The following is a 12,175-nucleotide window of genomic DNA, read 5'->3' as shown; positions in this document are numbered from 1 at the left end:
TTACCTTATTATGAATCAATAAATTTGAAATAAAAATTAATAAATCTGAAGCTTCAAATAGAAGAATATCTATACTTTATAATATGGTTTTTGAATAACAACTGTAACGCTTTTATTGTTGCATGGATGAAACATATCGTTTTATAAAGAATAGTGAATTAAATTACTTGATGTATACACTAACGACTATATCAATAAAGGATACGAAAAATGCATCTTAAAACATTAAGCTTCGGTTTGGCAGTAGCATTGGCTAGTTCAGTTACTTTAGCTGCGCCAGTAGACTACAAAATTGACCCAACACATACAGCTACTGTTTTCTCATGGAATCACTTTGGTTTCTCTACTCCAAGCGCTAACTTTTCGGATATCCAAGGCGTAATTAAAGTTGATAATGCTAAACCAGCAAACTCATCTGTAAATGTGACTATTCCTTTAAGCAGTGTAAATACAAACGTTCCTGCTTTGGATAAAGAGTTCCAAGAAGAAGCTTGGTTTAATGCTGCTAAATATCCAAATATTACGTTTAAAAGTACTAAAGTTGAAACCAAAGACAAAAAGCACTTTAAAATTACTGGTGACTTAACTGTTAAAGGCGTAACTAAGCCAGTTGTACTTGATGCTGTTTTAAACAAGCAGGGCGAGCATCCAATGGCTAAAGTTCCAGCGATTGGTTTTAATGCTACAACTTCATTCAAGCGTTCTGACTTTGGTTTAGGAAGTTATGTACCGAACGTTGGTGATAAGATCACTGTAAACATTACGACAGAAGCAACTGCCGCTAATGCAGCTAAAAAATAAGTTATAAGTTTTCTAAAAAGCTCTCAAATATGAGGGCTTTTTTATTTAGACTGGCTCTTTTTTATCTGGATCTATAAATACTAGGGGTGCTGAAGGATCGATATTTCTTTTCTGCGATTTTTCTCTTAAAAACTGGTAAGTAGGAACTTTTCTTTTTGCCTGATCGCGCAGTTTCTTTTTAATATATAGAACCAGAGCAAAACATGTAGTTGCAACGGTCAGCATCATACCATTCATATAGCTCATGATTGAGCTTACATAGCCAATAGTCGTTAAACGATGCATCATACGTTCAACTTGAGTGCTACTTTCAATACCGGTAATTGCCCAACTACATAGATGTTCACAGTTATTAATAATCAAATGATAGTGGTTTTCATGCATACGTGAACGCATTCGGCGAACCACAATCTTTCCTTTATAACGAGGTTTGTCATAAGAACGGACGTGTATTTTTTTGCCATGCGAGAAAGCATCTATTGACGTGATTTCAATCGGGCGTTTTTTGATGAAATGAGCTAAGCCAGAATAATGGATAACTCGACCTCTCCCTGCATATATACCATGATGGCTATAGCCGAGATGCTTTACGATGAGGTGAGCCCCTAAAGGGTAGCGTTTATTCGGTTGTTGCATGCTTACGCTGATCCAATAAAGTGTAAATGGCTTTTATTGAAAAGCTGCTAAACATTATAACCAATATCAGCAATTTGGAGTGTATTGATTACGTCGAATGAAGGAATTTGATGCATATCCAATCTATTCATATTTCTTGTATATAATTTAAGAACTTAATATGAAGGGAAAATGTCATGTCAGGTGATGTTAAATGAAATGGGTCGTCGGGTGCTTAGCTTTATATGGGCTTTTGTTTCAGACTGCATATGCTATAGCGCATCAGCAGATTAAAACGGTGGAAGGTGACCAATACGATGTGATCTCGATCAGCGATTTTAAAGCATTACACTTGTTTTTAAAGAATCCTAATAATCAGCAATACTATAAAAGCTTTAACAATATTGAGGAACAATTAAAGCAGTGTGAGCAGCTTAGCTTTGCAATGAATGCGGGGATGTTTCATTTAGGATTTTCTCCAGTAGGGTTGTATATTGAACGAGCTAAGGTAGTTCAGCCCTTAAATGAGCATAAAGGATTGGGAAATTTCTTTTTACAGCCGAATGGGGTAGTAGCTTGGAATAAAAAACAGGCCTTTGTTTTAACTACGCCACAATATAGCCTACAAAATTTGAAAGTTGATTATGCAACCCAATCTGGGCCAATGTTAGTTATTGATGGAAACATAAATTCCCTTTTTTTACCAGACTCTCAATCAAAGAAAATTCGTAATGGAGTTGGTATTCGAGATAATAAACTCTACTTTGTGATATCTAAGAATCGTGTGAGTTTTTACAATTTTGCCAAGTTTTTTCAAAGAAATCTTAAAGTAGAGCAGGCTTTATATCTCGATGGTTCTATTTCTAGTTTATATATGCAAAAGAACAATCGGAACGATCAGCAATTTCAAATGGGACCAATGGTCGGTTGGGTAGATGAGTCCAATTGTGTAGTAAAGTGAAATATAAAAAAGCCAGTACAAGACTGGCTTTTTAATTAATGAATAGACGGTTTTTGAGTGAGTTCATTTAACTCTTTTCGGCTATAACCACGGGAAATAAGAACTTTTTTAATTCCCTTAATGACATCTTCATCTGTTGCTTGTGCAAGTGCACTTAGAAGTTGTTCATTAGTTTTACATGAGCAGTCATTTTCAACACAAGCAGTTTGGTTTTTATGCTCGTTATGCTGTTGATCTGCCAAGAACAGCTTTTGCCAAAAACTCATAGAGCCTTCATATACAACCTAACATAGCTCGAAATATAGCCAATTTAAAATAAAATACAAGACTCTATAAGTGATAAATCCACCACTTGAACTCGAGAATTTTCGATGGGAATGCTTGAGTTAAACGAAATTATGACGAATAGATGACTTGATATTTTTTGAAAATTTAAATACTTAACTAATAAAACGTTAAAAAATAAGGAGGTATGTAGCCTCCTTATTTAAAACTTTACAATGAAAGATTTTGTTTAAATCTTCTCAAGTAAAACACCAGACTCGACATGATGCGTATAAGGGAACTGATCAAATAAGGCGAATTTAGTCAATCGATGAGTTTGACTGAGAGTTTTTAAATTTTCATATAGCGTGTCAGGGTTACATGAAATGTAGATAATACGTTCAAAACCTTGTAGAAGTTTTAAAGTCTCATCATCAATTCCTGCACGCGGTGGATCTACAAATACGGTGTCAAAGTCATAGCTTTGAATATCAATATTCGCTTCTTTTAGACGGCGGAATTCGCGCTCACCTTGATAAGCTTGAGTAAACTCTTCAGCCGATAGGCGTGCTACTTGAATATTATCGATTTGGTTTTGTTCTATGTTCCATTGAGCAGCATAAACAGATGATTTTGCAAGCTCAGTAGCAAGCACTCGTTCGAACTTTAAAGAGAGTGGAAGTGTAAAATTACCATTACCACAATAGAGTTCTAACAAGTGTTTCTTTGATCCTTCAGCTGCATCACATGCCCATTGAAGCATTTTTTTGCAAACTTGTGCATTAGGCTGGGTAAAGCTACTTTCGATTTGTTTATATTTAAATGAACGATTTAAAAGTTCGAATTCTTCAACGACGAAATCATCGCCAATAACAATTTTCTGGCCACGACTACGGCCCATAATCTTAATATCTAATTTATCGGCAAGCGCTTTAGCGGCTTGTTCCCATTCTTGATCCAATTTACGGTGATAAATGAGGGTAACTAGCATTTCGCCGCTAAGTGTTGCGAGGAAATCAGCTTCAAATAAACGATTAGAAAGCTTAGGTTCAGCTTTGAGTTCTTCCAAAAGTTTTGGCATTAAATCATTGATGCTTTGATCTGCAATTGGAAACTCATCAATGCGTACAACGGTTTTTTGCTTATCGTCATCGTTACGCTCAAACATGGCATAGAACATATCATTTTCTGTATGCCAGATACGAAATTCAGCACGCATACGGAAATGTTGTTCAGGTGATTCAAACACTTCTAATGTAGGCGGTGTAAATTCATAAAATTGAGTAGTAATGCGTTCAATTTTAGCTTGAAGTTGTTGACGATAAGAAGAGGTCATAGACAAAGAAAATTTAGACAGAATCAAATAGTGAATGGTATCAAAAAAATTGAACTTACAGGAGCCAATTTTAACCAGATATTCATAAGAGAAAGCAGGGACCTAAACTAGAGCTAATTTAAAACACGATTAATAAAATCTGATTTTATTGTTCTATATTGATCGGGGTCTAAATGGCTACACTGTAATTTTAATTCATTATATTCATTAACCAACTTGGGTGAGCTTATAAGCTTATTTTTAAATGTTAAGAAAAATGTGAATATTGAATCCGTGACTACAATTTGAAATGCTACATCATCATTGTTGAGTGATTCGAGCATACAAAGCTCATGTGTTCTTAATGTATTTTGTTTTTCGATAAAATTAAGTGTTTTTAATTGTTCTATTGCGAATTCGAATTGCTCAGACATAACTTCAATATAAATATCTAAATCACCTTTTGAAATTGCATTCGGTATTGCAGATGAACCAATATGCTCAATTTTGGCAAATGGTAGAAGTGTGGAAATATCTTTTTGATATGAATTAAAAAGCTGAGCGCATCTTTGTTGATATTGTTCTGGTTCTAAAAAGACCATTATTAGAATCTCAATTTGATAAAATTTATATAGTTAAGAATAGATTACTTTATTAAATAAAAAAGCCCAAATACTGAGATTCGGGCTTTTTAGAAAAATTATCAATTAATCAGTCATTGTCATTAAGCTTGCGTTACCACCAGCTGCAGCTGTATTCACACTAATTGCACGTTCAATCACTAAACGCTCAAGTGGAATAGTTTCATTCGGCTCAACATGGGTAATACCGACAATTGCACCAGAACGAGTAGCAATCTCTTGCTGTAATGAGAAGATCTCTTCGCGATTACCATGATGTAAAACTGCATCAAAATCATCTGTAGTGATGTTTTTAATGGTAGTAATCGCATCAAGTACATCTTTTGGTAACGTTTGTTTGTGTTTTGCCAATAACGGACTATTTGGCATTACAGCAGCTTGGCTGCCAACTGCAAAGATTGCGAGTAACTGATGCAACTGATTTTGTTCTGTATCAGCAATTGAAAGAACACGATGACGTGGCAAAATAATATATTGGTTACTTTCCCCAGTAGGGCCTTGTAACTCATAAAATTTACCAACACCAAATGGTTCGATATCACGATTTGCTTGCGGTAAATGCTGTTTCGCCCAATTTTGTAAGCTCTGATAAACCTCACGGTTAAAGCCTTCAAAAGCAGTTTGCTCAGTCTTCATAGCAAATGGTGTTGCCAATACTTTGTTTGAACACTGCTGCATCAAGCGATACATGTAAAGCGGACCACCAGCTTTCGGACCAGTACCGGAGAGACCTTCACCACCGAATGGTTGTACACCAACGACAGCACCAACAATATTACGGTTGATATAAAGGTTACCAACTTCAGCATGTTGAATGACTGTTTGGATGGTTTCATCAATACGGGTATGCAGACCCATTGTTAAACCATAACCTTTGGCATTAATACGTGAGATCAACTGCTCAAGCTCACCATACTTATAGGTAATGATGTGGAGAACTGGACCAAAAACTTCGCGCTGCAAATCATCAAGGTTAGGGAGTTCAATTGCTGTTGGTACAACAAAGGTTCCTTTATCTAGTTCATTCTGACTTGTTGCCCCGAACATCAACTGATGTACTGGATAGCCTTTCGACTTCATTTTCTGGATGTGTTGATCAATCGTTTGTTTTGCTTCGTCATCAATAACAGGACCAATGTCAGTTTTTAAAATTGCAGGGTTACCTACAATTAACTGTTGCATTGCACCTTTAAGCATTTTAATAACGGTTGCAGCACTGTCTTCTTGTACACATAAAATACGTAAAGCAGAGCAACGCTGACCCGCGCTATCAAAAGCAGAACTTACAACATCAAGTACGACTTGTTCAGTTAATGCTGATGAGTCTACAATCATTGCGTTTTGACCGCCAGTCTCTGCAATGAGAGGAATAGATTGACCATTTTCAGATAAACGTTTCGCAACAGTTTTCTGTAAAATTTTTGCAACTTCAGTCGAGCCAGTAAACATAATGCCATCGATACGGCTATCTTGGCTAAGCTGAGCACCGACTGTCTCACCGCGGCCAGGAAGTAACTGTACAGCACCATGTGGAATACCAGCTTCCCATAAAATCTGAATTGCTTGAGCTGCGACTAATGGGGTTTGTTCAGCAGGTTTAGCAATAACGCAGTTACCACTGACTAATGCTGCAGCAATTTGACCAGAGAAAATTGCAAGAGGGAAGTTCCACGGGCTAATACAAAGTACAGTACCTAAAGGCTGAATAGCTGTATTTGCAGGAAGATTCTCAACTTGAGTTGCGTAGTAACGTAGGAAATCTACAGCTTCACGAACTTCTGCAATCGCATTAGCATAGGTTTTACCGCTTTCACGGCAAAGCAAAACCATCAATTCTTGAATACGACTTTCCATTAGATCAGCTGCACGTTTTAAGTGTTGAGCACGCTGTTCTTTAGGCGTATTTGACCATTCTGATTGAGCTTGTTCAGCTGCATTAAGCGCAATTTCAACATGCTTAAGATCAGCTTCTTGCACATAACCAACAATTTCATCATTTTGTGCTGGGTTTGTAATTGCAACAGAATGACCTTGCTCTAACGACTCGTTATTTGCCAATAATGGATGACTTTGCCAAATACGATTACGTAATTCTTGAGCTGTGCTGTCTAAAGCTGCAAGTGGAGTATCGTTTGCTAAATCATAACCTTTAGAGTTTTTACGAAGTGTTCCGTACATATCTAAAGGTAGAGGAATTGATGGATGTTTTAAACCAACTGAACCTTCAAGTTTAGCTGCATGACGAATATCATAAATTGGAGACTGGATAAGATCTTCAACTTTAAGTGTTTTATCGGCAATACGGTTAACGAATGAAGTATTCGCGCCATTTTCGAGTAAACGACGAACTAAATAAGCTAACAAAGTTTCGTGGTTACCAACAGGAGCATAAATACGGCATGGTACGCCTAATTTATTTTGCTCGCGTGGACCAACAACTTGTTCATAAAGGGGTTCGCCCATGCCATGTAAGCATTGGAATTCATATTGACCGGCATAATATTTGCTTGGATCAGCTAAATGATAGATCGTTGCCAATGTTTGAGCATTATGAGTTGCAAATTGTGGATAGATGAACTCAGGTGCTGCAAGTAGTTTTTTAGCACACGCGATATAAGATAAATCCGTATGTACTTTACGGGTAAAGACAGGGTAGTCATCCATACCTTCGATTTGCGCTTTCTTAATTTCGCTATCCCAATATGCACCTTTCACAAGGCGAATCATGAGACGCTTTTGGCTGCGTTTAGCAAGGTCAATAATATAATCAACCACGAAGAAACAGCGTTTTTGGTAAGCTTGAATAACGAAGCCAATACCTTTCCAGTTTGCAAGTTCTGGCTCGAAGCAAAGACGTTCTAGTAACTCAAGAGAAATTTCTAAACGTTCTGATTCTTCAGCATCGATATTTAAGCCAATATTGTATTTTTTAGCCAAACGAGCGAGTTCAAATACTTTGCCGTAAAGTTCTTGATGAACACGTTCAATTTGCGCGCGTTGATAACGAGGGTGTAAAGCAGAAAGCTTAATTGAAATACCCGGGCCATCATAAACACCTTTACCATTAGACGCTTTGCCAATTGCATGAATGGCTTGTGTATAATCGTTAAAGTAGCGTTCAGCATCATGTTCGGTTAAGGCTGCTTCACCTAACATATCGTAAGAATAGCGGAAACCTTTGTCTTCGAGTACTTTCGCATGGTCTACAGCTTCTTCAATGGTTTCACCAGTTACAAACTGTTCACCCATCATACGCATTGCAACGTCAACAGCTTTACGAATGATGCCACGTCCACTGCGTGCTAAAAGGCCAGTAAGTACACTTGAAAGACTGGTTTGCTTAGGAGTTTCCATGAGCTTACCAGTTAACATGAGGCCCCATGCTGCAGCATTTACAAACATTAAGCTGCTTTGGCCAACATGTTCTTTCCAGTTACCTTGATTGATTTTATCTCGAATAAGCAAATCACGTGTTGCTGAGTCTGGAATACGAAGCAAAGCTTCGGCTAGACACATGAGCGCCACGCCTTCTTGTGAAGAAAGAGAGAATTCTTGTAATAACCCTTGAACAATACCTGCTTTGCCTGAAGAGGTCTTACGTTCACGTAAATTATTGGCAAGATTAAAAGCAAGATCATAAATTTTATGATCTAAATCATCAGATACCGTGGCAGCTTGTAATAGCTCTTCTACAGCTTCTGGTTCAGCACGTCGCCAAGCTGTATTGATGCGTTGTTCAAACTCACTTTTATCGTTGAATTCGGTGATATAGCCTTGGTGAGATTTATCCATTTGATGAAAAGTATCCATTGTGTTCATATCTGTTTCCGCCAACCAGCTCTCGTAAACTCATCTTGAGTAGAGAGGTTTAGATAATTTATCATTACAGAAGAAACACCGAATAACTCACTATATTTAGCCCATTTTTTAGAGGAAAATTCAGATGAATGGCCCAATATTAAGCCTTGACCGTACTGATTTAAAAATTTTGGATATTCTTCAAACAGATGGGCGAATCTCTAATAGTAAATTAGCCGAACTTGTTAACTTGTCGCCAACTGCTGTTATGGCTCGAGTGCAGAAGTTGACAAAGGATGATTTTATTTTGGGATATGAAGCGAAATTGAATCCAATCAAGTTAAATGCAAATTTTTTGGTGTTCGTAGAGGTGCTATTAGATAAAACAACACCCAATGTTTTAGATGAGTTTATTGATGCTGTGGTTCACTATCCTGAAATTGTTGAATGCCATATGGTGAGTGGTGGGTTTGATTTTTTAATTAAATTACGAAGTGGCAGCATGGAAGAGTTTAGACGAATTGCAGGGCAGGTACTGTGGCAATTACCAGGGGTAAAAGAGACTCGTAGTTATCCTGTCATGCAAGTTGTAAAAGATACTTCAAAAATTAAAATCAAAACTAAAAATAAATAAAGGGGCCGAAGCCCCTTTGGTTTATTTCAATAACTTATACACTTTCTTTGTAGAGTTCATCTGCTTTTTCAAAGCGGCCAGTTACTGTCGTATTTGGCGCTTTAGTTAAGAGACTCACTACAATGATGCTGATAAATGCAAGGATAAAGCCTGGGATAATTTCGTAAACACCAGTGTCTGCGAAAAGATTTTTCCAGCCAATCACTACAACTGCACCAACGATCATACCTGCTAAAGCACCTTGTAAATTCATACGTTTCCAGAACAATGACAAGATGATAAGCGGACCAAATGCAGCACCGAAACCAGCCCATGCATAAGCAACAAGGCCAAGAACTTTACTGTCTGGGTTACCAGCAAGAGCAATCGCAAGAACAGCAATCGCAAGAACCATAACACGGCCAACCCATACAAGCTCTTTCTGAGATGCGTTCTTACGAATGAAACCTTTGTATAAATCTTCTGTTAATGCACTCGAACATACCAAAAGCTGACAGCTCAATGTACTCATCACGGCTGCTAAAATCGCAGCCAGAATGATACCTACAATCCATGGATTGAATAAGATTTTAGTCAATTCCATAAATACAGTTTCAGGGTTTTTGCTTACAACTGCTGCTAGTTCAGGGTGTTGCTCAAAGTAAGCAATACCGAAGAAACCAGCACCGACTGCACCAGCTAAACATAAAATCATCCAAGTCATACCAATACGGCGCGCAGCAGGAATTGATTTTACAGAGTCAGCAGCCATGAAACGTACAAGGATATGTGGTTGACCAAAGTAACCCAAACCCCATGCCATGGAAGATAAAACTGCCACTACACTTAAATCTGAAATAATATTGAATGCATGTGGACGAGCAGTTTCAATGAGTGTCACAAATTGTGTTGTATCGCCAATTGCAAGATAAGTTACGATTGGTGTTAATAACAAAGCAAAAATCATTAGGCCAGCTTGGAATGTATCTGTCCAGCTAATCGCTAAGAATCCACCGATACAAACATAACTGATGGTCGCGATAGCACTGAGCCAAATAGCCGTGTTGTAAGACATTCCGAATAAATTTTCAAATAGACGGGCACCTGCTACCATGCCTGAAGCACAGTAAATTGCAAAGAAAACCAAGATGATAACGGCAGAGAAAATACGAAGTACTTTTTTCTGATCATCAAAACGGCTTGTAAAATAATCTGGCAAAGTCAGTGCATTATTTTGGATTTCAGTATGAACGCGTAATCGACCAGCAACCAGTAGCCAGTTAAGCCAAGCACCGATAATGAGACCAATTGCAATCCACGCTTCAGATAAACCAGAAAGATAAATTGCGCCCGGTAAACCCATGAGCAGCCAACCGCTCATGTCTGATGCGCCTGCGGATAATGCAGTTACGAAACTGCCTAAACTACGACCACCGAGAATATAATCTGAGAAGTCGCTTGTAGCACGGTAGGCAAATAAGCCAATAAGTACCATTGCTACGATGTACACCATAAACATGATGAGGGTGGGATCAAAATAACTCATAATGGATGTGTGTCCTTATATCCATAATCCGTGATTGTAACCTAATCCAGGTCGCTGTTTTCTTGTACGGCATCCAAGAGGTTGAGATTCAACCACAAAAGATTTTTTTTGCACTGTTATTTTTATATTGTACTTTTGTATCATTGTGTAACTTAAAATAAATTGATTTTAAAGATATAAAATTACAATATTAATCATCAACTTATAATTTTTTATTATTTATTTTTTTAAATTTTTTCAGCAAAAAAATGTCATTTTCTAAAAAAATAAATCGATATTGAGTTATAAATAGGCTATTGGCCAAAAAAAATTTATAGAAATTTAGAATAAAGTTAAAAAAATCGACAATTTTTTGTTCAATTAATAATTTTTTTTATTCAAGTTAGGCTTATTTAGTGTCTAAAAATAGCAATTAGCAGATTAAATTTTCAAAAAGTCTATGCATTCCTTGAGTCGCTGACATTTTTAATAATTCATATTGATGAGGAACACGCAGATGATCTGCATTTGGATCTATATAGTAGGCTTTACATTGATTTGAAGTTTCATGAACTAAAGCCGCAATAGGATATACGCTTAATGTCGAGCCGATCACAATAAAAATATCTGCACTTTGTACTAATTGAATTGCTTCTTCATAAGCGGGTACAGCTTCACCGAACCAGACTACATGTGGACGCAGGGGATAGCCATCTGGGCAAAAGTCTTGTTCTAAATCTAGCTTCCAGCCATTAATATCGTAAAACTGTGTTGTAAATTGTGCATTCGGGCCAGAGCTTTTCGCTAAACGAATGTTTCCATGCAAATGTAAAACGTTAGAACTCCCAGCCCGTTCATGTAAATCATCAATATTTTGAGTAATCACTTGTACGTCAAAGTAGTCTTGTAGTTTAGCAATATAGTGATGAGCTTCGTTGGGTTCAGCCTCTAAAATATTTTTACGTCGCTCATTATAAAAGCGTTGAACTAGAGCAGGGTTCTTTTGCCATGCTTCAGGTGTGGCAACTTGTTGGATGTCGTAATTTTCCCATAGACCATTACTGTCACGAAAAGTGCTAATTCCACTTTCAGCACTTATGCCAGCGCCAGAGAATACAACAAGCTTTGTCATAGAAGTCACCGATTCGTAAAACTGAATTTGAATAGATTTTGAATAGATAAAGAAAAAACCAGTTTAAGACTAAACTGGTTTTTATTAAATATGAAAAGCTATAGCTATCTGTTATAAGCCAGCTTCATATTCTGCATTTGTTAAAAGTTTTTCAACATCTGCAATGTTGTCTGGTTTGATTTTATAAATCCAGCCTTTTCCATATGGATCGTCATTTACAAAATCAGGATCATCTTCAAGGTCAGTATTTACTTCTACTACCGTGCCAGAAACAGGAGCATGGATGTCAGAAGCAGTTTTTACTGATTCAACCACACCAGCTTGTTCGCCAGCAGTAACTTTACTCCCAACTTCTGGAGTTTCAACGTAAACCAAATCGCCAAGTTCATCTTGTGCATGATCGGTAATCCCTGTAATAACAAGATCACCCTCAATCTTTACCCACTCATGTGTACGTGCATACTTCAGTTCTGAAGGATGATTCATGGTAACTCCTTAAGCTTGTGTCCA

The 12,175-nt window shown here is 37.3% G+C and carries 11 protein-coding genes; 3 read left to right on the top strand and 8 right to left on the bottom strand.

The window, feature by feature from the left end; translation table 11 throughout:
- Positions 1 to 210: 210 nt before the first annotated feature.
- Complete coding sequence (locus AAC388_RS10170; protein ID WP_002121395.1) at positions 211 to 801, top strand: YceI family protein; 591 nt, start codon at positions 211 to 213, stop codon at positions 799 to 801.
- A 45-nt stretch (positions 802 to 846) separates the two neighbouring features.
- Here the strand turns inward: AAC388_RS10170 and AAC388_RS10165 are convergent, their stop codons facing one another.
- Positions 847 to 1,437 (bottom strand): lecithin retinol acyltransferase family protein, encoded by a 591-nt coding sequence (locus AAC388_RS10165; protein WP_014206573.1) that lies wholly within the window; start codon positions 1,435 to 1,437, stop codon positions 847 to 849.
- Between the two features lie 193 nt (positions 1,438 to 1,630).
- On the opposite strand from AAC388_RS10165, the gene AAC388_RS10160 reads away from it, so the two are divergent.
- Positions 1,631 to 2,377, top strand: coding sequence for a phosphodiester glycosidase family protein (locus AAC388_RS10160; RefSeq protein ID WP_284090781.1), 747 nt, complete (start codon positions 1,631 to 1,633; stop codon positions 2,375 to 2,377).
- A 35-nt stretch (positions 2,378 to 2,412) separates the two neighbouring features.
- Here the strand turns inward: AAC388_RS10160 and AAC388_RS10155 are convergent, their stop codons facing one another.
- From AAC388_RS10155 to putA, 4 genes are all read right to left on the bottom strand, one after another.
- Positions 2,413 to 2,643: a hypothetical protein gene (locus tag AAC388_RS10155; RefSeq protein WP_000011679.1), complete on the bottom strand. Its 231-nt coding sequence runs from the start codon at positions 2,641 to 2,643 to the stop codon at positions 2,413 to 2,415.
- 248 nt (positions 2,644 to 2,891) lie between these two features.
- Positions 2,892 to 3,977: a tRNA (uridine(54)-C5)-methyltransferase TrmA gene (gene trmA, locus AAC388_RS10150; RefSeq protein WP_202744185.1), complete on the bottom strand. Its 1,086-nt coding sequence runs from the start codon at positions 3,975 to 3,977 to the stop codon at positions 2,892 to 2,894.
- Between the two features lie 113 nt (positions 3,978 to 4,090).
- A complete protein-coding gene (locus AAC388_RS10145) occupies positions 4,091 to 4,558 on the bottom strand; it encodes a GrpB family protein (protein WP_064784064.1) in 468 nt (155 codons plus the stop codon).
- 105 nt (positions 4,559 to 4,663) lie between these two features.
- Positions 4,664 to 8,416 carry a trifunctional transcriptional regulator/proline dehydrogenase/L-glutamate gamma-semialdehyde dehydrogenase gene (gene putA / locus AAC388_RS10140; protein WP_342370545.1) on the bottom strand — a complete coding sequence of 1,251 codons (3,753 nt, stop codon included), beginning with the start codon at positions 8,414 to 8,416 and terminating at the stop codon, positions 4,664 to 4,666.
- Positions 8,417 to 8,540: 124 nt separating this feature from the next.
- Here putA and AAC388_RS10135 point away from each other — a divergent pair, with 124 nt between their 5' ends.
- Complete coding sequence (locus tag AAC388_RS10135) at positions 8,541 to 9,029, top strand: Lrp/AsnC ligand binding domain-containing protein (RefSeq protein WP_017386809.1); 489 nt, start codon at positions 8,541 to 8,543, stop codon at positions 9,027 to 9,029.
- 34 nt (positions 9,030 to 9,063) lie between these two features.
- Here the strand turns inward: AAC388_RS10135 and putP are convergent, their stop codons facing one another.
- From putP to gcvH, 3 genes are all read right to left on the bottom strand, one after another.
- Positions 9,064 to 10,554, bottom strand: a complete 1,491-nt coding sequence (putP, locus tag AAC388_RS10130; RefSeq protein WP_282463105.1) for a sodium/proline symporter PutP — start codon at positions 10,552 to 10,554, stop codon at positions 9,064 to 9,066.
- 412 nt (positions 10,555 to 10,966) lie between these two features.
- Positions 10,967 to 11,674 (bottom strand): Sir2 family NAD-dependent protein deacetylase, encoded by a 708-nt coding sequence (locus tag AAC388_RS10125; protein ID WP_342370544.1) that lies wholly within the window; start codon positions 11,672 to 11,674, stop codon positions 10,967 to 10,969.
- 102 nt (positions 11,675 to 11,776) lie between these two features.
- Positions 11,777 to 12,151, bottom strand: coding sequence for a glycine cleavage system protein GcvH (gene gcvH / locus AAC388_RS10120; protein WP_005069578.1), 375 nt, complete (start codon positions 12,149 to 12,151; stop codon positions 11,777 to 11,779).
- Between the last annotated feature and the right edge of the window lie 24 nt (positions 12,152 to 12,175).

Source organism: Acinetobacter sp. D009 (genome assembly GCF_038562025.1).
Lineage (GTDB): Bacteria > Pseudomonadota > Gammaproteobacteria > Pseudomonadales > Moraxellaceae > Acinetobacter > Acinetobacter pittii.
Note: the sequence above shows the minus strand (reverse complement) of the source record. Positions and strands in the feature narration are given on the sequence as shown.